This window comes from Pseudarthrobacter sp. lyk4-40-TYG-27 (assembly GCF_030209295.1).
In the GTDB taxonomy this organism is placed as follows: Bacteria; Actinomycetota; Actinomycetes; order Actinomycetales; family Micrococcaceae; genus Arthrobacter.
The window spans coordinates 49,923-75,264 of sequence record NZ_JARVSH010000009.1 but is presented as its reverse complement, the minus strand read 5'-3'; the positions used below and the strand labels follow the sequence as shown (position 1 = coordinate 75,264).

16 protein-coding genes are annotated in these 25,342 nt (G+C 63.6%); 7 read left to right on the top strand and 9 right to left on the bottom strand.

Going from position 1 to position 25,342, the window contains the following annotated elements:
- Window positions 1-44: 44 nt before the first annotated feature.
- Together QRM96_RS16960 and QRM96_RS16955 are read left to right on the top strand one after the other, a co-directional pair.
- A complete protein-coding gene (locus QRM96_RS16960) occupies window positions 45-2,210 on the top strand; it encodes a beta-glucosidase family protein (RefSeq protein ID WP_285320360.1) in 2,166 nt (721 codons plus the stop codon).
- 48 nt (window positions 2,211-2,258) lie between these two features.
- On the top strand, window positions 2,259-4,673 hold the full coding sequence (locus QRM96_RS16955; RefSeq protein WP_285320359.1) for a glycoside hydrolase family 2 TIM barrel-domain containing protein: 2,415 nt from the start codon (window positions 2,259-2,261) through the stop codon (window positions 4,671-4,673).
- Window positions 4,674-4,898: 225 nt separating this feature from the next.
- On the opposite strand, the gene QRM96_RS16950 is transcribed toward QRM96_RS16955, so the two are convergent.
- A complete protein-coding gene (locus QRM96_RS16950) occupies window positions 4,899-5,729 on the bottom strand; it encodes an SDR family NAD(P)-dependent oxidoreductase (protein ID WP_285320358.1) in 831 nt (276 codons plus the stop codon).
- A 76-nt stretch (window positions 5,730-5,805) separates the two neighbouring features.
- The gene (locus QRM96_RS16945; RefSeq protein WP_285320357.1) at window positions 5,806-6,615 is read right to left on the bottom strand and encodes an SDR family NAD(P)-dependent oxidoreductase; all 810 of its coding nucleotides are present in this window, start codon (window positions 6,613-6,615) and stop codon (window positions 5,806-5,808) included.
- Between the two features lie 674 nt (window positions 6,616-7,289).
- Here QRM96_RS16945 and QRM96_RS16940 point away from each other — a divergent pair.
- A complete protein-coding gene (locus tag QRM96_RS16940; protein ID WP_285320356.1) occupies window positions 7,290-8,312 on the top strand; it encodes a Gfo/Idh/MocA family protein in 1,023 nt (340 codons plus the stop codon).
- Window positions 8,313-8,359: 47 nt separating this feature from the next.
- Window positions 8,360-9,133, top strand: a complete 774-nt coding sequence (locus tag QRM96_RS16935; RefSeq protein WP_285320355.1) for an SDR family NAD(P)-dependent oxidoreductase — start codon at window positions 8,360-8,362, stop codon at window positions 9,131-9,133.
- A 126-nt stretch (window positions 9,134-9,259) separates the two neighbouring features.
- Here the strand turns inward: QRM96_RS16935 and QRM96_RS16930 are convergent, their stop codons facing one another.
- The 3 genes from QRM96_RS16930 to xylA all read right to left on the bottom strand — a co-directional run bounded on the left by QRM96_RS16930 (window position 9,260) and on the right by xylA (window position 12,864).
- The gene (locus QRM96_RS16930; RefSeq protein WP_285320354.1) at window positions 9,260-10,177 is read right to left on the bottom strand and encodes an aldose 1-epimerase family protein; all 918 of its coding nucleotides are present in this window, start codon (window positions 10,175-10,177) and stop codon (window positions 9,260-9,262) included.
- On the bottom strand, window positions 10,177-11,595 hold the full coding sequence (gene xylB, locus QRM96_RS16925) for a xylulokinase (protein WP_285320353.1): 1,419 nt from the start codon (window positions 11,593-11,595) through the stop codon (window positions 10,177-10,179). Before xylB ends, QRM96_RS16930 begins: the two co-directional genes overlap by 1 nt.
- Window positions 11,596-11,676: 81 nt before the next feature.
- Window positions 11,677-12,864, bottom strand: a complete 1,188-nt coding sequence (gene xylA, locus QRM96_RS16920; protein ID WP_285320352.1) for a xylose isomerase — start codon at window positions 12,862-12,864, stop codon at window positions 11,677-11,679.
- A gap of 132 nt (window positions 12,865-12,996) precedes the next feature.
- On the opposite strand from xylA, the gene QRM96_RS16915 reads away from it, so the two are divergent.
- Window positions 12,997-14,217: an ROK family protein gene (locus QRM96_RS16915; RefSeq protein ID WP_502934901.1), complete on the top strand. Its 1,221-nt coding sequence runs from the start codon at window positions 12,997-12,999 to the stop codon at window positions 14,215-14,217.
- An 80-nt stretch (window positions 14,218-14,297) separates the two neighbouring features.
- Here the strand turns inward: QRM96_RS16915 and QRM96_RS16910 are convergent, their stop codons facing one another.
- On the bottom strand, window positions 14,298-15,245 hold the full coding sequence (locus tag QRM96_RS16910) for an SGNH/GDSL hydrolase family protein (RefSeq protein ID WP_285320351.1): 948 nt from the start codon (window positions 15,243-15,245) through the stop codon (window positions 14,298-14,300).
- Window positions 15,246-15,528: 283 nt separating this feature from the next.
- Here QRM96_RS16910 and QRM96_RS16905 point away from each other — a divergent pair, with 283 nt between their 5' ends.
- Window positions 15,529-16,974, top strand: a complete 1,446-nt coding sequence (locus QRM96_RS16905) for an MFS transporter (RefSeq protein ID WP_285320350.1) — start codon at window positions 15,529-15,531, stop codon at window positions 16,972-16,974.
- Window positions 16,975-17,233: 259 nt separating this feature from the next.
- Window positions 17,234-18,922, top strand: a complete 1,689-nt coding sequence (locus tag QRM96_RS16900; RefSeq protein ID WP_285320349.1) for a YhgE/Pip domain-containing protein — start codon at window positions 17,234-17,236, stop codon at window positions 18,920-18,922.
- 1,481 nt (window positions 18,923-20,403) lie between these two features.
- Here the strand turns inward: QRM96_RS16900 and QRM96_RS16895 are convergent.
- The 3 genes from QRM96_RS16895 to QRM96_RS16885 all read right to left on the bottom strand — a co-directional run bounded on the left by QRM96_RS16895 (window position 20,404) and on the right by QRM96_RS16885 (window position 24,679).
- A complete protein-coding gene (locus tag QRM96_RS16895; RefSeq protein ID WP_285320348.1) occupies window positions 20,404-20,586 on the bottom strand; it encodes a hypothetical protein in 183 nt (60 codons plus the stop codon).
- A 250-nt stretch (window positions 20,587-20,836) separates the two neighbouring features.
- The gene (locus QRM96_RS16890; RefSeq protein ID WP_285320347.1) at window positions 20,837-23,011 is read right to left on the bottom strand and encodes a glycoside hydrolase family 3 protein; all 2,175 of its coding nucleotides are present in this window, start codon (window positions 23,009-23,011) and stop codon (window positions 20,837-20,839) included.
- A 243-nt stretch (window positions 23,012-23,254) separates the two neighbouring features.
- Complete coding sequence (locus QRM96_RS16885) at window positions 23,255-24,679, bottom strand: MFS transporter (RefSeq protein WP_285320346.1); 1,425 nt, start codon at window positions 24,677-24,679, stop codon at window positions 23,255-23,257.
- Between the last annotated feature and the right edge of the window lie 663 nt (window positions 24,680-25,342).

The window sequence follows — 25,342 nt, the reverse complement described above, 5'->3', positions numbered from 1 at the left end:
GCCACCACAAGACCGGGGGCAGATAAGAAACCCAAGGACTAAACATGCCAACAACAGCAATCCAAACGGAAACATTCAATGAGGCCGTCGCACGCATCCGCAACGGCGGCCACCTGTCGGAAGAGGCTGACCAGCTTCTGGGACAACTGACGCAGGACGAGAAACTATGGCTCCTCGACGGCGACGCCGAGTTCTGGTCCGGCATGGCAGAGATGAGCGCGGGATATAACCGCAGGCCCATTGTCATGGGCGAAATCGCCCGGCTCGGAATCCCCGGGCTGCGGTTCAGCGATGGCCCCCGCGGCGTCGTGATGGGCGAGTCCACCGCTTTTCCCGTTTCCATGGCCCGCGGAGCGACCTGGGACCCGGAGCTGGAGGAGGAAATCGGCACCGCCATCGGCCGGGAAATGCGCGCACAGGGCGCCAACTTCTTCGGCGGGGTTTGCATCAACCTTCCCCGCCACCCAGCCTGGGGCCGGGCCCAGGAAACCTATGGTGAAGACCCTTACCTGTTGGGTGAATTCGGCGCCGCCCTCGTCCGGGGTATCCACCCGAACGCGATGGCCATTGCCAAGCACTATGCCCTGAACTCGATGGAGAACGCCCGCTTCAAGGTCGATGTCAAGGCCGATGACGCGACACTGCACGAGGTCTTCCTTCCGCACTTCCGCCGGGTCGTCGAAGAAGGCGTCGACGGCATCATGACCTCCTACAACTCCGTGAACGGCGAATGGGCCGGCCAAAACGAAACCCTCATGGAGGACATCCTCCGGCGCCAGTGGGGCTTCGAAGGCGTGACCCTGTCCGACTTCGTCTTCGGGCTCCGCGACGCCGCACTGTCGCTGCAGGCCGGCCTGGACGTCGAGGCGCCCATGCGTCAACAACGCGCCCACCGGCTGCCCGCAGACCTGGAATCCGGCCGCGTCACCTGGGACCAGGTGGACCGGGCAGCGCGACGTATCCTCCGTACCCAGCTCGCCCATTACGCGGCCAGGAACACCGAGGAACCTGGCCTCGACGTCATCCTCAGCGAGGAACACCGCGCCCTGGCCCGAAAAGTCGCCGCCACATCGATGGTGCTACTAAAGAACGAGCCCGTCGACGGAACACCCCTGCTGCCCCTGAAGGCAGACGAGATTGCGTCCGTGGCCCTGATCGGGCGGCTCACCAACCTGCCCAACACCGGGGACCAAGGATCCTCAAACGTCCGCTCGCCCGAGGTTGTGACTGCCCTGGACGGCATCAGAACTGCGCTCCCGGCAGCCAGCATCCTATCCGTTCTGGACGATGATGCCGACGCAGCCGCAGCAGCTGCAGCCCAAGCTGATATCGCCGTCGTTGTCGTCGGCTACACGGCTCAGGACGAAGGCGAGTTCATCGGTTCGGAAGGCATGTCTGACCCCGCCATCCTCGCCGTGTTCCCCCCCCTGCCCGAGGGTGTAGATCCGTCAGACCTGTCAGGAGCAGCCGGGGCCATGGGCACCGCCGAGGGCGGCGACCGCGCAAGCCTTCGGCTTCGCCCCATCGACGAGGCCATCATCAAGGCGACGGCACAGGCTAATCCGCGCACCATCGTCGTCGTCGTCACTGCCGGCGCTGTCATCACCGAGGCCTGGCGCTCACAGGTACCCACCCTGCTGATCGGCTGGTACAGCGGCGTGGAGGGAGGACACGCCCTTGCCGACGTACTGACCGGCACAGTGGATGCCAGCGGCCGCCTGCCTTACTCGATCCCCACCACAGAGGAGCACCTGCCGTACTTCGACCGTGATGCCAGCAGCATCACGTATGACCGCTGGTTCGGCCAGCGGCTGCTGGACCGCGACGGGCACCCCGCCGCTTTCCCCCTCGGCTACGGACTCTCCTACACAAGCTTCGAGACCACTGAACTGTCCGTGACTGGTGTATCCGGGGAGTCTTTGGCAGCCTCCGTCCGCGTTACCAACACCGGCAGCCGCGCCGGCCGTCATGTCGTCCAGCTCTACGCCACGACCAAGGCGGAAGATTTCCCCATAAGGGTTCTGATCGGTTTCACGCCCGTCCACCTGGAACCAGGCCAAACCGCCACCGTCACGCTGGAAGGTTCCCTGCGCCCCCTGCAGCGCTGGGCAGACGGGGGTTTCTCCTGGCCCGCTGCCGAAGCGACCCTGGAAGCCGGCGCCTTCTCCGGCGACCCGAACGCTTCGACTGCTGCACTTCACCTGCCCTGACCAACCCGTCAACGACCGACGGAACAACGACACGCAAGGAAAACAACGATGCAGAAAACATCCTTTAATCACGGCTGGGGTGTCCGCCGCCAAACCAGCCCTTTCCTCGAGATCATGGGCCAGGCACAGGCGCCGGTTCCTGTCACGCTGCCCCACGACTGGCTGATTTCCCAGCCCCGCTCCGCCGACAACCAGCCGGGGGGCCTCACCGGATACTACGGCGAAGACGTCATCGAATACGTCAAGACCTTCCACGCGCCGGAGGGCTACCGTGAAGGGCGGGTCGAGATCCAGTTCGACGGCGTCTACCGTGGGGCGATGATTTTCGTCAACGACGCCTTCGTCGGCCAGCGTCCGTACGGATACATCCCCTTCTCGGTCCGGATCGACCCCTACCTGCACGACGGCGACAACGAAATCCGGGTGGAGTGCCGCAACCACTTCGACGCCCGCTGGTACTCCGGCCTGGGAATTTACCGGGACACCCACCTGCTTGTCGGCCCGCCCCTCCACGTGGCACGGAACGGCGTCAAAATCCGCACCATCAGCGCCGACGCAGAAACAGCGGTCGTCGGGGTCATCACCGAGCTCCAAAACGACTCCAAAGAACTGCACACCGTCAAGGTCGTCACCGAACTCGTGGACAAGACCGGCACGATCGTTGCGGCCGAATCGGCTTCCCTTGCGGTACGCCCGCTGGAGTCCGCGCGGCTGCGCCAGCAGTTCACCGTACATGCCCCTCAGCGCTGGAGCGTCGACTCCCCGTCGCTGTACACCTGCCGGACCCGTTTGGAACCCAGCAACAGCGCTGGCGAAACCGTTGAAACCAGCTTCGGTATCAGAACGCTGGAGTGGGACGTGCGGCACGGCATGCGAATCAACGGTGAAACAGTGAAATTGCGCGGCGGCTGCATCCACCACGACAATGGCTTGATTGGCGCTGCCACCATCGCCCGCGCGGAAGAACGCCGCGTTGAACTCCTCAAAGAGGCGGGCTACAACGCCATCCGCTCCGCCCACAACCCCATCAGCGCTGCAATGCTCGATGCCTGCGACAGGCTTGGCATGCTGGTCCTCGACGAGTTCACCGACGGCTGGACCTCCTCCGGACTCGGTTTCGGCTACGGCGTAGACATGAATGAATGGTGGCGCCGCGACCTCACAGAAATGCTGGAGCGGGACTACAACCACCCAAGCGTCATCATGTATTCCATCGGCAACGAGGTCTCCGATACCGGCAACACCTGGGGCGCCATCCACGGTCGGGACATGGTCGACTTCATCAAGACCCTCGATGACACCCGCCCCGTCACCAACGCCATCAACCCCATGATGACCGTCCTCCACGACCTCAAAGCCCAGGTTGGCCAGCAGGCCGACGATGCCGGCGGAGTCAACTCCTTCATGCGCGACTTCGGAGAACTGACAAAAGACCTGGTCGCATCCGACCTCGCCACAGAGCGGCTTGAAGAAGCGATGTCCCAGGTGGACATCCCCGGCTACAACTACGCCTACGGCAGGTACGAGCTGGACATGAAACAGCACCCTCAGCGGCTGCTGGTCGGCACGGAAGGCCTGCCCAACAAACTCGATGAAGTATGGGACTACGTCAAACGCCACCCGCAGGTCATCGGAGAGTTCAGCTGGACTGCCTGGGAATACATCGGCGAAGCCGGCCTCGGGGCGGACAAGCCCGCCGAAGAAGCCTTCTTCGGGAACTACCCCTGGCGCCTGTCCATGACCGCCGACCACGGCGTCACCGGCCAGCGCCGTACGCTCTCCTACTGGCGTGAAGTGGTCTGGGGGTTGCGGACCACCCCGTACATCGCAGTCCACCGCCCCGACATCACCGACAAGGAAAGCCTCAAAGCCTCCCTCTACACCTGGAGTGACAGCGTCAGCAGCTGGACCTGGGGAGGCTACGAAGGCACCCCGATGACTGTCGAGGTGTACTCCGACGCCGAGGAAATCGAACTGCTCCTCAACGGTGAGACCGTTGGCCGCGCCCCGGCCGGGGAGACAAACCGGTTCATGGCAGTTTTCGAGGTGGACTATCAGCCCGGTGAGCTCGTCGCTGTCGCCTACCGCAACGGTCAGGAGACAGCCCGCGAAGTTCTGCGGTCCGCTGCGGCCACTACCGGGCTGACAGCAACCCCGGACCGGACCGAAATCCGCGCCGACGACAACGACCTCGCTTTCGTGACCATCAGTATTGCCGACAATGCCGGCATCATTGATGTTCTGAACAATACGGCAGTGACAGTGACAGTCAGCGGCAACGGCGTCCTCCAGGGTCTTGGCAGTGCCGATCCAAAATCAGAAGACGACTACGCGTCATCGGTCTGCACAACCTTCCTCGGTCAGGCGCTTGCCGTCATCCGCCCGACCGGTCCCGGAGAGATCAAGGTCAGCATCGAGTCTGAAAAATTCGCGACGGCGGAAACAGTCATCAAGGCCATCTAAGCTGCAGCGGGCGGCGTTGCCTGGGCCAGGGAAACAGGACTAGGCAGCGCCGCTAGCGTTGACGCACGGGAAGATCCGGGACCTTATGCCCTGGACTCCGACACCCACCTGCCAGGACCAGGGGTTCTGACCCAAAGCCTCAAACAAAAGGGCCTGGGATCCGGTACAGCCGGATCCCAGGCCCCTTGCACAATCATTATCTTCCTATTGGCTGCAGGGTTCTCCTCAGGCGCCGGCGGCTACAAGCTGGTCGTGCGTTTGGGGGTGGTGGCTCAAAAGCCCGCCATCGACAGAAATGATCTGGCCGGTGATGTAGGCAGCGGCGGGGGAGGCAAGGAATGTGACAACCTCGGCCAAGTGCTCCGGTGTGCCCAGATAAGGGGTCAGGGTATGCCGGCCCAGAATCTCGAGTGCGTTGTCGGTAATTCCACCCTTGGCTGATGCGCTCAGTGTAAAGCCCGGGCACACGGCATTGCATCGGATTCCCTGCCGGCCGTACTGGGTTGCGGTGTAAATGGTGAGTGCATTGATTGCCGCTTTGCAGGCGCCGTAGGCCACCCGGGTGATGTCACCGCCAAGGGCGGACACGGAGGAAGTGTTGACAATCGCCCCTCCTCCGTTCTGCAGCATGAGCTTCACGGCGTGCTGGGAGGCAAGGGCATAACCCCGGACATTGATATCGAACATTGCATCCCACACGTCGATCTCCAGATCGATAAGGGTGGTGTCTTTCGCCAGAACGGCGGCGGCATTGTTGTGCAGGATATCGACCGTACCGTAGGCAGAAACCGCACGCTCAAACAAAGCCTTGATACTGCCCGGATCACTAAGGTCCAGACGCTGTGCGATCGCTTCGCCTCCTGCGGCGCCAATCTCTTCCGCCAACGCCTGCGCAGCATCTTCTTCGAGGTCCGCGACAACCACCTTTGCCCCCCTCCCGGCCATCATGCGCGCGGTGGCTCCACCAATGCCTACCCCAAGCTGCCGCAACGTCGCACCCGTAACGACGGCGACCTTGCCAGCAAGGTCCAAACCGGTGGTTGCTGCTGTATTCATCCAAAGCTCCTATTTAAGTAGTTATGGACCCGGCCGACCCTTTCAGCGGACCCGCCACCGCCCGTTCGAGCCGTTATCAACCGATCAGTGCCTTGACCCGGTCAGCGACCATGTCAATGGTCCGGGTTGGGGAAAGACGTCCGAGGCGGTCAACACCGCGGGCGTCGGCACCTATGAGCACACGGAACGATTCGGACGCCACTGCGTCGACGATCTGCCGTCCGGCATCCTGGGGTGACGTAGTTTTCGGTGGTTTCCCATTCGGCAGGGTCAGTTTTGAGGTGTCGAGGGTGACTCCTGAGTTCCCCAGAATGTCCGTTCCGACACCGCCGGGAAAGACAACGGTGACGTTGATTTTGGTATCTCGCAGTTCCGCGTAGAGCGTCTCGGTGAACAACTTCACGGCAGCCTTACTTGCCCCATAGGCGCCTTGGCCCGGGGAGGGAACAAGTCCTCCCATGCTGGAGACGTCAACAAGACTCGCAGCCGGGCGTTCGAGCAACGCGGGGAGGAACGCCTTGACCATGTACACGGTGCCCCAGAAGTTGACGGACATGACCCGCTCAATCTCCTCGATCGAGAGTTCCAGGAGGGGAACAAACCGGTGGATGATCCCGGCGACGTTGATCAGGCCATCTATCTGGTTGTGCTCCTTGAGAATGTCTTCCGGGAGTGTCTGCACGGCTGCTCGGTCCGTGATGTTCAGGGTGTGCAACGACAGTGCGCCGGCGGGTGCGCCGGCACGCGAGGCAGTTTCCGTCAAAGCGGACTGATTGAGATCCACAGCCGCGACGCGCGCTCCTCGCCGCAGCAGCTCGAGAACGACTTCGCGCCCGATGCCGTTGCCGCCACCGGTAACCGCGAAAACCTTGTTCTTTAGTTCCATTGATCAAATCCCCTTTGAAGATTCCCGGGCATGTCTCTTCGACCGGGTGGTCGCTTCTGAGTCGCGTAGCGCCCGGTTTCGAGATCGCTGCCAGGACGATTGTGCTGAGCCTTCCGCAGCCTAGCCGCTGCCGGTTTGGCTTGGAGTTGCCGAGATCGCGCCTACCTTTTTTGAAGCAGTGGGTGCAGCGCCAGGAAGGAACGCGGATATTTCCCGGGCTGGGGAAAATTTAGCCGCGCTGATCGTGCAAGTCAACCCCCGACGCGGTGAACCGACGGGGCGCCGCGGAGCCCACGTCGCCCGCGGGGCTGCTGGGCCTTGACGAAATCAGGGGGGCGGGTCTACTGTTTTTCCCGCATGGGAAAAACTTGCCGGCGATTCCTAAGAGAGTGCTTACCAACTGGGCATGAGTAACTCAGAGCGACTGGGATGCGCCTGGAGCCAATGCGCCCTTTGATGGCTCCGCCTCCGTGACCGGGACCGGTGTGGGGAACTGGTTCCCAAGGCGGCGTGACATAGCCGCCGGGGTCGGTCGGACACTCTGCGGGTGAACCTCCATCAACGAAGGTCACTCATGTAGGGACCACACGGACGAGGTCGACCCGTGTTGCGGATTGTCCGGCATTACTGAAGCGCTAACACCTGCCTCTACTCAAACCCCCAAAGGAGCGGACATGACGACAGAGTCGCGGAATGCATCGCAGGACCCGATCCGCGTCGGTGTGCTGGGAGCGGCCACCATCGTGAAGGAGGCACTCCTCCGCCCAAGTTCACGGGTCGACGGGATCCAGGTAACTGCCATAGCGGCGCGGGTCCCGGAACGGGCGGCCCGTTACGCGGCCAAACACCACATAGCCAGGGTGCATTCGTCATATGCGCAACTGTTGGATGATCCGGACATCGATGCCGTATATATCCCTCTTCCCTCTGCTCTGCACGCTCAATGGATCGTAGAAGCCCTAAATGCGGGAAAACATGTGCTCTGCGAGAAGCCGTTTACAAGCAACGCAACGGCTGCGGAGGAAGTGGCATCAGTTGCTGCCACGTCTTCCTTCGTCCTGATGGAGGCTTACCACTCGCACTACCACCCGCTGCGGAAAAGACTGCACGAGATTCTTGAATCAGGCGAGTTGGGGGAAATTTGGGGTGCAAATGCCTACGCCTGTGCCCCCATTCCGCCTGGGAGCGACATACGGTGGAACTTCGCTTTAGGCGGTGGCGGTCTGCTCGACCTCGGCTACTACCCGTTGAGGCTGCTTCGCGACTTGTTCGGCGAGGCCGGCGAGGTACAGGCCACTGCAAGGACGCGGGGAGCCATCGACGCCCGGCTGGAAGCGCAGCTGACCCATGTCGGGGGAGTCACGTCAACGTTGATGTCCTCGCTCTGGTCCAAGACCCTGCTGGCCTCGCGACTCGAAGTTCAAGGCTCCAAGGGCCGTATGCGTGTCGGCACCCCCACCCACCCGCAATTGGGCGGAAAAATCCGTATAGAAGGTATTTCCGGCTCGCGTACGGAACGTCCGGACCGGCGTTCCACATACGACTACCAGTTGGAAGCCTTTAGAGATGCAATACGGGGCGGGGCGGTCCAGACAGGCGCCCGCGAAGCTGTTGCCCAGCTGCGGGCAATCGACGCCCTTTACGAGGCAGCAGGACTTCCAGTAAGACCGTCCAGCCCTGTCAGAGCACTCAAGTAGCCCCCATGGCTGCCCGAAGCACCCTTAGCCCACAGCAGGAGGCCACCGTGGACACGCCAGCTGACCGCGCAAAGCCATGCGGCAAGGGACAGTTTGCAGGCAAGACCATCATCGTCACTGGCGCTGCAGCGGGGACCGGTCAGGCAACGGCACTGCAGATAGCCAGCCAGGGGGGACGCGTCATAGCCGTGGATATCAACGAGGAACGCCTCGACTACCTGGTGGCACAGAATCCCGGCCTGGACCTGGTGCCCGTCCCGGGCGATGTTGCCAGCACTGAAACCGTCACTGCGGCCGTTGCTAGTGCCGGGCAGGTGGACGGGCTGGCGAACATCGCCGGCGCTGTCGATAACTTCGCCCCCATTCACGCCATCGACGATGAGCTGTGGGAACGCGTCTTTCATGTGAACGTCACAGCTCCGATGCATCTCACCCGTGCAGTTCTGCCGATGATGCTCGCTCGTGGCCGGGGCTCCGTCGTAAACCTCGCTTCCGAGGCAGGATCGATCGAATCCGCGGCTGGGGCTGCCTACACCGCCTCGAAATACGCTGTGCTCGGGTTGACTAAGAACTCGGCCTTGGCTTTTGGCGCCCGGGGCTTGAGATTCAACGCAGTAGTGCCCAGCCCTTCCCTTCCAAGGGATTCAAAGTGGCGGTCACCTGGCCTTCTGGAAGGACGTGGCGCATCAAAGACGGCGACTCCGTCGCTGGCTCCAACCGCCGTGCAGGTTGCCGAGTGCATCAGCTTCCTGCTCAGCGACGAAAGCTGTGAGGTGAATGGAGCCCTCGTCCACACCGATGGCGCCTGGAGAAAGATTTAAAGGAGGCGCTGGTGCGCGGAAACCACCGGCCCCGGACGGGGTAGGCCCGGGGCCGCTGGAATGCCTGGTCGGCACCTAAACGTGGCGTACCGCGCAGCCGGTGGCTGAGGAGCATTACTCGCTCAGTCATAGGGCAAAAATACTGCAGCTGAGCCGATGTTCCTCCCCAGCCAAGAGGCGGATGAGGTCCTTTCCGCTGTTGAAGGCATCCGGGGGGCAGCTCATTGGTTCCACAGCGAGACCCAACCTGGTGGGCAGGGGTGGCGTGCGGTCGGCCGTGTGCAATTGAAGCCAAGGGCAGCTGCGGTCCCAGGACGTTCCTACCCCAACACCGGTAGGGTCCCAGAGCGTCAGCCCGGCTCGGCCGGAATCGTCGAAGGCAAGTCCTGTAAACGCGTGGTCCATGGCCGTCGAACCGATGGGCCGGGGATCCCTATAATCAAAGGCATGGCCGTGCACGTCGCGTTCCCCGGTCGGAAGTAACCGGTCTGCGCTAACGGCGAGGAACCGCTCGGCACCGAACTGAAGGATCCACTGGTCCAAGGGAGACGGGCCGGCCACCAAGTATGGGTGGGGACATGCGCCGTAGGGAGCTGCCGATGTACCCGTGTTCCTGCCGGCCAGGGTGATGCTCAGGCCCTCCGGTGTCAGCCGGTACTCGGCAGTCAACTGCAGGCTGAACGGGTATCCCTTAGAGGCTGAGACGGTCGTCTCGAGGATCACCGTCGTGTCCTCGTGGAGCACCGGTTCCCAACCCTTGCCGAACACCAGGCCATGCAGTGCGTTGCCGCGGGCCTGCTCGTTGCGCGGAAGCTCCAGGGCGTTGCCCTCGAAGGTGTAGCGCCCGTCCGCGATGCGGTTTGGCCAGGGCGCTGCGATGATGCCCCTGTAGTCCGGAGTGGGATGTCCCGTGCGCGACGGAAGGACCAAATCCCTTTCACCGAACTGCAAGTTCAGCAGGGTAGCTCCTGTTGCACTGACGGTGGCAGTGTAGCTGCCGGACCTGATCGCGTACTCGCTCACCGGTGCGTCCAACGCATCCATCAGGCGTAAAGGCCTGCATAGCTGCGGTACCTGGAGAGCACCTGCGCAGTGTCTGCAGCCGCGGGACGTTCCACGGCGTTCAGTGGCCAGTCAGGAAAGCTCCCCGTCAGGGCGGCGGCTGCCTGGCGGGCGGCCCCGTCCGCGACGTATTCGCCGGGTTGGGGGACGGTGATGTCGATGCCCAGGAGTTGAACTGCCACGTCCTGAACAGCAGGTGACTGGGCGCCACCGCCTACGAGGATTATTCTTCGAGCCTTGACGCCCTGGGCCTGCAGGGCGGCCAATCCGTCCGCGAGTGAGCACACGACTCCTTCGACGGCGGCGCGGGCCAGGTTCTCGGGGGTGTAATTGGCTCGGGTGATGCCATGCAAGGCGCCTGTTGCGTCCGGCAGGTTTGGGGTGCGTTCGCCGTCGAAGTAGGGGACTAGGGTCAAACCGCCTGAACCGGAGGCCGCAGAGAGCGCCAGGGTATTAAATTCCTGCAGCGTGACTCCCAACAGCGCCGCGGTGGCGTCGAAAACACGGGTGGCATTCAAAGTGCATACGAGGGGGAGGTAATGGCCGGTTGCGTCGGCAAATCCGGCCACCAGGCCGGAGGGGTCGGCGGATGGTGTTTCAGAGACTGCGAAGACCGTGCCGGAGGTGCCCAGTGACATGACGACGTCCCCCAGCCGGGCGCCGGCTCCCAGGGCGGCGGCGGCGTTGTCTCCAGCTCCTGCAGCCAGGAGGACCCCGTCCGGGGTTTTTCCCGCCGTTTCAAGGGGACCAAGGACTTTCGGCAAGACGGGCAGGTGGCCGACCGAACCCGAGATGACTGCGGGAAGATACTGACCGGCAGCAGTCGAATAGTAGCCGGTGCCTGACGCGTCGGAACGGTCTGTTACGAGGGCTTGAAGACCTTCGGCACCGGAACCTGGACCGTAACCAGCCAGCCTCCACGTCAGCCAGTCGTGCGGCAAACACACAGCGGCAACTTTCGCAGCGCTCTCCGGTTCGTTCTGGGTCAGCCAGTGCAGTTTGGTGAGTGTGAGGGATGCGACGGGGACCGTCCCGGTGGCACCGGCCCAGTATCCCGCTCCGGCAATCGGGTCACCTCCACCGGCGGCCTTAATCAGTTCCGTGGCGGCGCCGGCGCTGCGGGTGTCATTCCACAGCAGCGCGGGCCGGACCACGGCACCGTCGGCGTCGAGACAGACCATGCCGTGCTGTTGTCCGGCGACGGAGACGGCGGCGACGTCGTCGAGGCCGCCCGCCTGCGCGATGGCCTCCTGGAGGGCATTCCACCAGTGGTCCGGGTGGACTTCGGTGCCTTCGGGGTGGGTGGCGCGGCCCTGGCGGACGAGTTCTCCGGTGTCCGCGTCGCGGATGACTACTTTGCAGGACTGGGTGGAGCTGTCGACTCCGGCTACGAGCGGCATGGCTGTTCTTTTCTTTGTGCAGGAATGGAAACGCTGCGGGGCCTGGATTATCTCCAAGGCCCCGCAGCGGGTACTAAGTGGCTAGTGGGCGCCCAGGAGGTGCTCGATGGCGAGCTGGTTGAGCCGGACGAACGCGAAGGAGCGTTCTGCGGCCTTGTCGGCGTCGAAGTCCTCAAACGCTGCGGCGTCTGCGAGCAGGTCCGCGGTGCTTTCACCGGCGGCGAGGGTGGACTCGCCGAGTTCGAAGACGCCTGAGGTCTTGAGTGCTTCCTGTACCTGCGGGTCTGCGCGGAAGGCCAGTGCGCGTTCCTTGAGCAGGAGGTACATCGCCATGTTGGCCTTGGCGGACTCCCACACGCCGTCGTAGCCGTCGGTGCGGGAGGGCTTGTAGTCGAAGTGGCGCGGGCCGTCGTATTTCGGGCCGCCGTTCGGGAAGCCGTTTTCGAGCAGGTCCACAGTGAAGAAGGCGCTGGTCAGATCGCCGTGGCCGAAGACAAGGTCCTGGTCGTACTTGATGCCGCGCTGGCCGTTGAGGTCGATGTGGAAGAGCTTGCCCGCCCAGAGGGCCTGGGCGATGCCGTGGGTGAAGTTCAGTCCTGCCATCTGCTCGTGCCCGGTTTCCGGGTTCAGGCCCACGATGTCGCCGTGCTCGAGCTGGGCGATGAAGGCCAGGCCATGGCCCACGGTGGGCAGGAAGATGTCGCCGCGGGGCTCGTTCGGCTTGGGCTCGAGGGCAATGCGCAGGTTGTAGCCCTTGTCCTTGATGTATCCGGCGGCGGTGTCCACGCCTTCCTTCATGCGGTCCAGGGCGGCGGCGAGGTCCTTGGAGCCGTCGTATTCGCTGCCTTCGCGGCCGCCCCACATGACGAACGTTTCGGCCCCGAGTTCGGCGGCGAGGTCGATGTTCCGCAGGACCTTGGACAGGGCGAAGCGGCGGATGGAGCGGTCGTTGGAGGTGAAGCCGCCGTCCTTGAAGACGGGGTGGCTGAACAGGTTGGTGGTGACCATGGGAACCTTCAGCCCGGTTTCCGCCAGGGCCGAGCGGAAGTTCTTCAGGATCAGCTCCCGCTCGGAGGCGGAGGCGTCGAACGGGACCAGGTCGTTGTCGTGGAAGGTGATGCCGTAGGCGCCCAGTTCGCTGAGCTTATGTACGGCCTCGACAGGGTCCAGGGCCTTGCGGGTGGCAACACCGAAGGGGTCGGCACCCGTCCAACCCACGGTCCAGAGGCCGAACGTGAACTTATCGGCGGGGGTGGGGGAGAGAGTCATGATGCGTCCTTGCAGTAAAGGGGCTGCTGCGGCAGCCAAATAGTTTATGCTCTGAACTATAAGGATGACCCGGGTGCGGGTCAACATCAGTCCGGGCAAAGCCCCCCGTGACGTGAAGGAGTAGATGTGGTGATGACGGCCGTGCCTCCCTACATCCAAGGTGTCACCGGGGCTGGACATATGGAGGCTGTACGGAGGGGGAACTTGGCGCTGGTGCTGGGCAGAATCGCTGAGACCTCACCTGCCGGTCGTCGCAGCCGGGCTCAGATTTCCGCACTGACCGGGCTGACAAAGGCGTCGGTATCAAGCCTTGTGCTCGAGCTCATCTCGAGCGGCCTGGTCACTGAGGTGGGGCTGAATCAACAGTCGAGGGGCCGACCGGGAGTGGAGCTGGAGTTGAACCCCAACAAAGCGGTCCTCGGCGCAGAAATCAACGTCGACTACCTCGCAGTTGGTGTGGTCAGTCTGGCTGGGACCCTGCTCATGCACGAGGTTCGGGAGCGCGACAACCGCTCCGATGGGGTGGAACGAGTGATGGCCGCCCTGAGTCAGCAGTGTGCTGTGACAGCCGTGGCGGCGGAGAAGAAGGGCATCGATGTTCTTGGGGGTGGCCTTGCGGTGCCGGGACTGATCGATGCTGCCGGCCAGGTTGTGGTGAGCGCCCCTAACCTGGGCTGGAAAAATGCCAGGCCGGATCTCCGCGTACTGCTTCCGGGCTCTCCGCTAGGTGTAGTTCTTTGCAACGAGGCCAACGCCGCAGCCTTGGCCGAAATGGACCATCAATCCGACACCGATTTCATGTTTGTTTCAGGTGAGGTGGGTGTCGGCGGCGGGCTCGTTGTCGGCCGTGAACTTTTCACTGGCGCTGATGGTCATGCGGGGGAGGTGGGCCACGTCGTGGTTGATCCTTACGGTTCTGACTGCTTGTGCGGTGGGAGGGGCTGCCTGGAAACGGTGGCCGGCCAGGACGCGATCGCCGACGCCGCCGGGCTCGCAGGACATCCAGCCCGAAGCAGCCGCTCACTAACGTTGTCCGTGCTGCTGGGGTTGTTGAAGGAAGGCGACGCACGGGCCCTGTCGGCGGTTGAGCGCGCAGGTTTCTGTCTTGGCTTGGCCCTGGCGTCCTCGGCGCGGATCGTACCTTTTACGTTGGTGGTCCTTGGCGGGCACCTTGCCGTTCTTGATCCGTGGCTGAGAATTTCGCTGATGGATAGCCTCCAGAGGTATTCCGCGGGAAGATTCCCTTCCGGAAACGTGCTGGTATCGGCTTTGGGGAGTACAGGGGCGTTGTTGGGTGCGGCGGGCCTCGCGCTTAGGTCAGTGCTGGAGGCACCGCATACACTGCGGCGGTGATCCCCAGGCCTTCATTCGTGTAAATGATCAAGACGGTGACGCCTGATTTTCTTGGCGCCACCGTCTTTGGAGTGATTCGGTCAGGAGCTGGCGCCGGGGTGCGTCAGCTGTTCCACCAGGGCTTTCGCTACTGCTGCATGGCCGGCTTCGTTCGGGTGCATCATGACAAAACCGCGGGAAAAGTCATACCCAGTGACCCACGGATCAGCTGAGCAGGCATCGTGGCCCTGGCTGTCCTTGGACGCGGCGACGAGCTCGGCTCCCGTTTGCTGGGCGGCGTGCTTGGTGGCAAGGCTCATCCCGCGGGCAACGTCAAGAAGAAACTTCTGACGCTGCTGCGGGATGGGAACCGCTGCACAGGGCTTGCCATTGTCCGGGAGGACTGACAGGTAATCAACCAGGACCACCCGCGCGTGTGGAGCCTTCTCCTGGACAGCGTCCACGGTCGCTGCTAAGGCATCCTGGACACCGGCGAGGCGGGCCTGCACGACCGAATCCGGCACGGGCGTGCACAACCCGTACAGCTTCAGCTGGTTGCTGATCACGCTCAGCGGATTTGCCGCAAGGTCTCCTTGACAGGCTTCGGCCATGAGGTTGCCCACATAGTTGACATCATTGCCGCCAATGGTGATGGTTACCAGATCCGTGTCCGCGGTGACGGCGCTAATCTGCAGCTCGCCGGTCTGGCTCGAGCCATCCCAGCTCCAAATCTGCTGCGGCGTCGTCGCGATATTGGGAATCGACGCGCCGCCGCACGTCGCATTCGTCAGGTTCAGGTGAAGCTGACTGGCCACAAGGTATGGATAGGCAATGGTGGTCCGCCCGCACCGCCCACCGGGGTCCGCCGGATCTGCCGGCCCCAGACCACCGCCAGCAGCGTAGGAGCTGCCAAGCGCAACGTACTGGGCACCCGGTTCGGGTGCAGGGAGGGGTGCAGCGCTGGCGGGCACGGCTGCGCAAAAGGCGGTCAGGGCGGTGACGGCGCAAGCTGCGGCCACCTTGCGGACAGCACCGAGGCATGCGGGCATAGATCAATCTCCTTGGGGGTTTGCCGGGCTCCAGTCGCCACTTCGCGATCCTGATTGTTCCCGGGTGGGAAAAATTTAGCTTTCACTTGCTACTTCGTCAAGAGCAAGCCGCCCGGCGAGCATAGGAGCCAAACCCAAGGGCCGCTGGCGTGGCAAAACTTTAGATACGGGACGCACTCAAACATTTCACGGTCGGGCTATTGTCTTTTTCCCCGTGCGGGAATATTGTTTTGCGAATGCTTCCGCGGGTGGATGCCCGCGGCGATCAACGAAGGAGTTGTACATGGGATCTGTTGATGCAGCCCAAGGAGCGGCCGGTGCTCCGCCGGTGGAGCCCCGTCCGGCGAAGGATGATTTGTCCCCCGTCTATGAACCGAAAACGCGGCCCTACCGCCGTTATGTCAGCACGTACGCGCTGGCAAGTGTGGCCTTTTCACTGCTGTGGGGTGCGGTGCTCACAGTCCTGCTCCCGCTGCAGGTTCAAAATCTGGAGTTTGCCCGGATCTTCGGGCCCGACAGTGGTGTTGACCTGACCGCACTGAATAATTTGAGCGGCCAGGTTGCTTCCGGCGCCGTGACGCCGACCTCAGAGCAGCAGCAGCAACTCGATCTTTTGGCGCAGTTCAACTCTTCACGAGCTGCCGGCCTGTCGCTGGTGACGTCGGTAGGCGTGGTCGTGGGCATGGTCTTGTCCCCGATCATCGGGACGCTTTCAGATCTGACCCGGACAAAGTGGGGCCGGCGCGCCCCTTATATCGCTGCCGGCGCTGTCGTCGGAGCAGCCGGCATCACGCTGATGCCGCTGGCGCCGAACCTGTTTTTCCTGGTTCTTGCCTGGTCTGTCATCCAGGTCGCCGGAAACGCGCAGGGCCCCCTCGTGGCCACGGTAGCGGACCGGGTGCCCAAAGAGCGCCTCGGGTCGGTATCGGCGGTCACCGGAGTTGTGGTGTACTTCGCGGCCATCCTCGGCGCAGTGGTGGCCGGAGCGCTCTTTGCTGCCATCGGCCTTGCCAGCTACTACCCGTTCGCCGTGACGCTTCTGCTCCTCACCGTACCGTTGCTTTTCCTTGCCCGGGACCGGTCATCCAAGCACCTGCCCCACGGAAAAATCCGGATTGGCACCATCTTTGCTTCGTTCATCGTCGCCCTGCGCGACCGGGACTACCGGTGGGCCTGGATCTCAAAGGTCTTGCTCTGGACCGGGTTCGGCATCGGCACCACCTACAGCATCTACATGCTCCAGAGCTACATCACCCCGGCACTCAGCGCGGCAGAAGCAGCCCAGATGAGCCCCCTCCTGCAGGTCGTCGCACTACCTGCCACAATGCTCGGAATGGCCGTCTCGGGAAAGCTTTCCGACAAACTGCACCGTCGGAAGCCTTTCGTGATCGCAGCTGCCGTCATCATCGCACTGGGCTTCATCGTTCCCTGGGTTTGGCCTTCTCTTCCTGCCATGTTCATCCAGGCAGCCATGGGCGGACTCGGCCTTGGCGTGTTCCTCGTCGTTGACCAGGCCCTGTTCATCGACCTGCTCCCCGACCCCGAAGCAGCAGGCCGCGACCTCGGAATGTCCTCAGTCGGACAAAACCTCGGCAACGCCATCGCCCCGGTCACCGCCGGCACCGCAGTCGCCATCGTCGGCGGCTCCTACGGCATCGTCTGGCCAATCGCCTTCATCATCGTCATCATCTCAGGCCTCCTGGTCCTGCCAATCCGCCGCGCCCGCTAAACACCGCCCACCGCTCCGGCCGTCACCCCCAACCCGACGGCCGGAGCACAAGCACGATCTCGCATCTGACCTAGTGGGAGGTCGTGCCTCGGCGTGGCTACCGCGCCAGGGTCTCTGGCTAGTTCCCGCCCAGTGCCCGGCAGCAGAGGCCCGAGCGCAACCATCACCGTTACATCCACTTTTTCCTGAACAAAGGAGTTTTGTGAACGCTACATTCCTACAATCCAGGCCGCGACGAGGGCAGAGAGTCGCCATCGCTGTGCTCTCGTTCATGCTCATGGCGGTGATTCTCATCTATTTCGCCCTTATGGCGGGTCTTGGTGACGGTACTAAGCAACTTGCATCGGGAACGCAGAAGTTAAGCGGAGGGGCAAAGGAATTTGATAACGGCCTCGCTCAATATGCGGACGGCGTGAAGAAATTTAGTGACGGTCAGGGGCAGGCTGCGGAGGGATCCGCTAAGTTGGCCCAAGGCATACACCAAACCGCGGACGGCACCGCGCAGTACGTCGACGGCGTACACCAAACCGCGGACGGCACCGCCCAGTACGTCGACGGCGTACACCAAACCGCGCACGGCGTTGGGCAATATGTTGACGGGGTGGCCCAAGTAGCAACCGGGGCAAATGCCCTTGCTGACGGTGTGGGAAAGACAGCAGACGGAGCAAAGGCCCTCAGCGCCGGGACCACGCAGCTCAGCACCAGCATGAATCAACTGGCGTCCGGGGGACAGGCAACGGCCAGCGGCGTCGAGGCGGTTGCTGGCGGTATCGACCACGTAGCCGCGGGAGCAGCAGAGTTGGCTCAGGGCGCATCCGGCCTTTCGAAAGGGGCAGCCGGCATACGCGACGGGATTAGCGGGGTCGGCACAGGCCTGCGCAGCACTGGCAAGGATCTTGCAACGCTTACCGCCAACGTCGGCGCCACCGCAAAGGAGCAGTCAGGAGCAGCGGCGATGCTGACCACCGCCCAGTCGTCTGCCGGTGGCGCAACGAATACCCTGGACAGCCTGAAGGTTCTCGTAGCACACCTCGCAGCAGGAGACAGCCTGACTTCGGCGCAGGTCGAGCAGCTTAGGACCCTCACCGCGACAGCAAGCGCCGACGTCAGCGCCGTCAGCGAGGGCCTTTCAACGGCAGTGTCTTCCGTCGACTCAGCCAGGTCGCACCTCTCTGATGTGGACAGCGGTGCAGGAGGCATCCAGACGACGGTCAACGCTCTGGCCGAGGGCATCGAGACGCAATTGGCGCCGGGAGCCGGAGCCATCGCGGATGGTACTTCGGGTATTGCGGCGGGAGCCGCCGGGCTTGCTGATGGAACGAAACAACTGGCCACCGGGGCAAATGGTCTCGCGACCGGATCCCGTCAGCTTGCCGATGGGATGTCGCAGATGGCACAAGGTACGTCTGGCCTCAGTGACGGTACAGCGCAACTGGCAGGAGGATTGGAACAACTCCATTCGGGCACCTCTCAACTTGCCGGGGGTCTTGGTCAGCTCAGCGAAGGCGGCGCGCAGCTGGGATCCGGCGTGAACCAACTCGCCGCCGGCGGTGACCAGCTTTCGTCCGGCGTGAACCAACTCGCCGCCGGCGGTGACCAGCTCTCGTCCGGCGTGAACCAACTCGCCGCCGGCGGTGACCAGCTCTCGTCCGGCGTGAACCAGCTCGCCACCGGTGGCGACCAGCTCGCCGGGGGAGACCGTCAGCTGGCGGACGGCAGCCAGGCTCTCGCCGTTGGTGCGAACCAGCTCAGCACGGGAATGACGCAGCTCAGCGATGGAAGCGGACAGCTGTCAGACGGAACCCTCCAACTCGCGAGCGGAATCAGCAGCCTCGGCCCCGATACGCTCGGGCTGCCGGTTGCCGCGGTCTTCGCAGCGCTCCTGGTGGTGCTGACGACGACCGCGCTTATCCGGCGCGCTGCCCGCCGCCGGCACGTCCTTCCTTAAAGCCGTCGGGTCCGCGCGAGATCTGCGCGGACCCGACGGTACTACCAGAGCAACCCGGGCATGTCACCGGCGCCCAGGAGGAACGCCTTTGCTTCATATCAGCTATAGTACTCCCGCGGCTTTCGGTGAAGCTTTCCCGGCTAACGTACTTGCCAGTCGATCGCATGTGACCCTCATAGCGGTGGCGGGAAAAACTTCTGAAGACCCACGAAGTTTCGGTAGCAAATTAAGTAAAGCGGTCGACCGACTGATTCCGGCAGCATTGGAACAAATGCAAGGCCTGCTCATCACCGAACGGGCCAACGGCCAATACACGGTCGAGATTGATCCAGTGGTACCGTGCGGGACCATCCAGAAGTCGGTCCGGTGAAGACCGGCATAAAAGAGGACCACCCGGAGGCGACCGCCTGGCCGCGCCGTCCATGAGCCTGATTCGGCTCGCTAATTGCTGGACCCAAGAGAGACACTCCGTTCAGGAGAATGCCAAAGGCTCCCCGCTTCGCATCGTCGCGGGAGAACTGACAGGCCCCGCAATCGGATGGGAAGGGACAAACGGATCCTCGCCGGCCCCCACGGCCCTCCTCGGCCCGCGACCGGTCATCCGAGGACTTGGCCCACGGAAAATCGGGACAGGCGCCCGCTCTGCGCTCTGGCCCTCGGCGTGAACCACGGAATGACGCAGTTGAGCGATGGAAGCGGGTAGCTGTCTGAAAGTTCAGTCCGTCACGCGGATTCGGCAACCTGGGACCCAGCACGCTCGAGCGACTAAGGTGCTTATCCAACGGGCTGCTCGTAGCCGACGGCACATGCTCCAGAAGAAGGATGGGGCCGCGCAATATTTTCGCTGCCCCCAACCGGCCCAAACCTGCCGGTGGCCAACTCACTGCTGGCCTGGCCCCCTATGGTGCTCTCGCTGCTGACGCCGCCTTTCCTCCACGTTCCACAAGCAGGACCCCACTTTCAGCGGTTACCACACGGTTTGACTGGTGGTAGGGGAAATGGCAGCCGACGACGCACAGAACTTGGATGTCCAAACTGGCAGCCCACGAATGACCTCAGCTCAATTGAAACGCGCAGTCCGCCGGTCGAGCCCGCAGAGGTGGCTGACGGGTCCTAGGTGCTTCCTCTCCGGTAAAAAGGTCACCCTGCGCGCGTCGCCTCACCTGTCAGGGCGACGGGGGCCATCAGCGCTCAGGGTGACGTCTAGACGACATGTAGCAGAAGGCCCAGGCTCCTGCACTCGATCGGGGCGGGTACCTCCTGCTACATTTCGTCTAGCTCATCGATCCCAGGCCTTCCCGTCGAAATCCACACGCCATCCGGACATGCAGATCCGTCCCGGGTTTCCCTTCCTCATTGCGCGGTCCTTTCTGACCGTCGGCGCTATGCCAACCGGGTGGCGATCGCTTCGCCGGGCGTCGGTTCGACCGCGATGGTGCACTCCTCAGTGGCGCATCCGTCGATTACAACCCGCACGGTGATCACTCCGGCCTCGACACGAACGGAGTTCGCACCGAGGCGGAGGAACGGGTCAGCGTCAACGACAAACCGGTGTACCTGGACCGGGCCTGACTCGCGACGTCGTCGTTGATGTACACCATTGCGTCCCGGTAGACGCCGTCGAAGACGAGCCGGTGGGAGCGATCGAAGTCCGACTCCTGCACCTCGAGCACCCGGATGTACTCGACGGCGCCACCCGGAAAGTACCGGAGTGCGAGCCGGCAGCCGCGTCGGCGCTGCGTGCGGCACCAATCATGGCGTCGTGCGGCAGCGTAACGGGAACCGGTGGGGCCGGGATGGTGCCGTCGAACGCTCCGCGCTTCGGCGCGACGGTCCAACCGTCGGCAAGCGACGTCCTGATCATAGCGACGTCCTGATCATGCAGTGCTCTCCCTCAGTGGATGTTGCATGCCGTCACACCAGCCGCAGGGGCGCCGTCGTAGGCCGGTCGCCTGAGAAGGCGCCGGCTTCGAGTACTGCCTCCGGGGAAGCCCAGACGAACCCGCTGTCGGTCCACCGCTGCAGCGGCCGAAGCGATCCCCGAACCTCGACCGTGGTTGAGGCGCCGGCGGGGAGCTCCACGGGTGCGAAGCCCAGGAGCAGTCGGGAGGGAAAGTCCCGTGCCTGCACGCTGCCGTAGAGCTGCACGACGTGGCGGCCGTCGCGTTCTCCTGTGTTCGTCACGCGCACCGTGGCGACAACGGACTCGCCGGACACCTCGTGCACCTCAAGATCGTCGATCGCGAAGGTGGTGTACGACAGCCCGAAGCCGAGCGGGAAGGCGGCCTCGTGCCCGTCCCGGTCGAGGAGGCGCTGGCCGAACCAGCGGTCGTACTCAATCGTGGTGGCGTCGCGGTCGAAGTACGGGAGATGGTCCTCCGTCGTGGGGACGGAGTACGGCAGGCGCCCACTCGGGTCGACGGCTCCGGTCAGCACGTCGGCGAGGGCGCGACCGCCTTCGGTGCCGCTGTACCAGCCGATGAGCAGGGCGGGCACCGAGTGCCGCCACGACTCGGTGATCACGGCGCCGGCTGTGACGATGACCACGATGGTGCGCGGGTTCGCCTCTGCGGTGGCGGCGATGATCGCCTCGTCGATGGGGCGGAGCCGGAGGCTAGCGCGGTCGCCGCCGACCGGGCCGGGCATTGCGCCCGCCTGCCCGATGAGGGTTCTCGGGTCGGTGCCGTCCGGCAGCGGTGGGATGAGCGCGAGCCCGGCTTCGTCGAACGTGTCGTTGCCGATGTACTCGCCCTCGTCCTCGGCGGTGTAGCCGACCACGACCACGGCGACCTCGGATTGACGAGCGGCGGCGGCGGCGGCGGCGGGGTCGTCCTCGAAGACCGTTCGCACTGTGGCGCCCGGCAGTGCTTCCGCAATACCCTGCCGGGCAGTGATGACCTCGGGTGACGGGACGTGCGAGGAACCGTGATCTCCCGTGTTCTCCAGGTCGGCCAGTCGGCCGATCAGCGCGATCGATGTGACGGCGTCGGCCTGCAAGGGCAGCACTGGCGCGGCACCGACCGGGTCGTTCTGCAGCACGACGATGGAGCGCTGGGATGCCTCGCGCGCGAGGGCGCGGTGCTCGGCGGAGAAGACCACGTCGGACGACGGTTGCTCCTCCCGGGGGGACGCGTAGTGACGCAGCTGCGTGCGGAGGATTCGGCGGGCGGCGCGGTCGACGTGCTCCCAGGATGCCTTCCCCGTTTCGAGATCGTTCGGCAGGTGCATCGCTCGCTGCTGCCGGAACGGCTCCTCGACGTCGAGACCGGCACGAAGGGACAGAGCTGCGTCGCGCAGCCCCGAGATGAAGTCGGAGACGGTGACGCCGTCGAAACCCCACTGGCCGCGGAGGATACCCTCGAGCAGCTCCTCGTTCTGACCAGCGAACTCCCCGTTGACAGAGTTGTACGACGTCATGACGCCGTCGACGCCCTCCTCGACGACGCGGCGGAAGTGAGGGAGGAACGCCTCGTGGAGGGTGGCCTCGTCGGCCCGCACATCAACCTTGAAGCGGGCGTTCTCCATCGAGTTGAGGGCGAAGTGCTTGACGATGGTCATAGCGTTGCGCCGCGCGCCGCGGACAAGGGCGGCGCCGAACTCGCCTAGCAAGACGGGATCTTCGCCGTAGGTCTCCTGTGCGCGGCCCCAGGCGGGGTGCCTGGGAAGGTTGATGCAGACACCGCCGAAGAAGTTCGCGCCCTGGGCACGCAGTTCGCGACCCATGGCGACGCCGATGCGTTCCTCGAGGTCGAGATCCCATGTGGCGCCGCGGGCCATGGAGACGGGGAACGCAGTGGATGCGCCCAAGGCCACACCGCGGGGACCGTCGCAGAAGCGCAGGCCCGGAATGCCCACACGTGCGATGGCTCCCATGACGATTGGCTTCAGGTTGTCGCGAACGCTCATCTCGGCGATGCCCGCCCAGAACTCGCTATCCCCATCGAGGAGCCACAGTCGCTCATCGGGCTCCAGCATGGCGAGGAGCCGCTCGGTCTCGGTGTCGAGGTCCGCGCCGGCCTGCACCCGGGCCACAGCATCCTCGAAGGCAGTCGTCTCCTCGAGCGTGGTCGTTTCGTCGGACTTTGTCATGGTGCTCCTTGGCTGCTTTTTTGCGTTGATCGGCGGTGGTCTTTCCGAACCGAATCCGGAGGGGGCTGCCGTGAGTACTTGTTTCCCGGAGACCCGGAATATTTGGCTAGTTATTACTACGCGGTTCACAGGGCCAGGACGCGTCTGGCCGCAGCCCTGTCGTCGTTAGCAGATCCACAATTGCGAATGGCCGACGCACAGTGTCCTGTTGCCTGCTAGCGAGCCCGGTTCACATGAAGAGGGCTAGCGCACACCCTTGACCCGCAAAACGGCCAGAGAGGCCATCGCGACGAGCACGAAGCCGATGGGCCATACGGGGGCGTAAGCTCCGGAGAACGCCGCCACAACCGCGCCTGCGACGACGGGTCCAAGTGCATTGCCGAGGTTCTGGCCCAAACCGGAGAGACCGAGATCACGCCCTGCAGCCTCCTTGTCAGGCAGCACGTCAATGAAGAGCGCCTGATCAACCACGAGGAACATTCCGTATCCGAAGCCGGTCAGGATGGTCTGCACGAACATCCCGGGAAGGGTGGGCCACACAAACGGAACAAGGAAGCTGAACGCTATGATCAGGCCGGCGACGAACACAAAGGGCTTTCGGCGCCCGATCTTATCGCTCCAGCGACCGCCGACGTACATGGCCAGGAGTGTGGCCGGCAGCGCTGCGACCTGAAGGAGCGGCACCGTCTGCGCGGCTTCCGTGGCGGACAGCGCGGGCGTGATGTAGCTCTGCAACATATACACCGAGTAAACCGAGCTGATGCTGTAGCCAAGGAATAGCAGGACTCTAGAGATCCAAGTCCAGCGATAGTCTCGGTCCCTCAAGGCGACCACGTACGACCTCAGGACCACGGGAAAACGCAGGCGCTCCGGCAGCACCATCCCACGCGAGGATTTGTCAGGGGCGAAGAGTACGAAGGCTGTCGTGCCGAGGAAGAGCAACACCCCGAGTGGGATATACGTCGCGAGGCCAATCGATGCGAACAGCGCACCCACGGTGACGACACCTACAATGGCACCGAAGTATGAGGCGAGGCCGCTGATGGCCGAGACCCCGGCGATCCTCTCCTCGGGCACTCGATCGGCGACGGTAACGCCCAAGGGCCCCTGCGCGAGCCCGACGGCGACCTGGATTAGCGACCATACGACGGCCAGCACGGCAATCGTCGGGGAGAGCGGCAGCAAGCAGATCAGCGCGCCCCCGGCAATGCCACCGGCTGCGATCCACGGGGCACGACGGCCGAAACGGGACCGGGTGCGGTCAGACAGCAGACCGATGATGGGGGCGAGCAGCATCCCGAGAACGACGCCAACCGTCGATACAACGGAGAGTCCGGTGGCCCGTGACGAGTTGTACTCGGCGAGCAGGCCCAGGAGCCGATTCTGGTCGGCCGTGGCGGTCTCCGTTCCGGCGGCCACGGCCGCCTGCAGGGTCGTCAGTGCCTGCAGGTCAACTCCGGCGTCAGCGCCGGTGAACACCTGCCCAAACACCATTTGCTGGACCTGAAGCGGGATCAGGACTGCAAGCAGCGATCCCCAGAGCACCGCGATGGAGAGGTTGGCGAAGGAATACAAGCCGAGATAGCGCCGTAGCGCTTTAGTTTTCGGTACATAAACCACCGCGTTCGCGTCGGTGATGGGTGGAGTCTCAGCAGGCGTTGTAGCCATAGTTCTTCTTCCTTGAAGGCGAGCAGGTCGACGTGGTCAAAACGCGGGGAGTCGCGCGTCAGGCATTGAGTCGCAAATCACTTTTTTCCCGGCCCGGGAAATTTAGCGCGTACCGGCGATCAGTGTCAAGGTGCGGCGGAATCAACCCCTTCCAGGTCACGCCCAATCCAGCGATCGTGCTGACCGACACCCTGGGACTTGACCCTGGGGACTTGGGGAACCGCGGCACCTCGGCAGCCCTGCTTAGGGCCAATTATCGACACGGGCCGTTGCGATTGAGCCAACTGAACCCGTGAGCCACGGGCGTGGTTGGACTACTGCCGCGAGGAGTTGCCGAACACCCACTGGGCTACTGAATTACTGGCACCAGCCTATTGAAGCGCCGCGCGACCAAAGCGAGGGGCAGGGAAAGGCCTCTCCCAAGTTCACTGACCCCGGGGAGGCGATGGCAACAGTTGCTTTTTCCCCGGGCCGGGAATATTGTCTTGCGAATGCTGCCGCGAAAATGCGGCCGCAGCGCACCAAAGGAGTTGGAACGAGACCCGTGATCATGACGATGATGAAGGCGATTGGCCAGACGATGCCGTAGGAGCCTCCGCCGATGGTGATTGCGGTGCCAACGATGACCGGGGTGATGGCGTTGCCGAGGTTTTGTCTGACTGA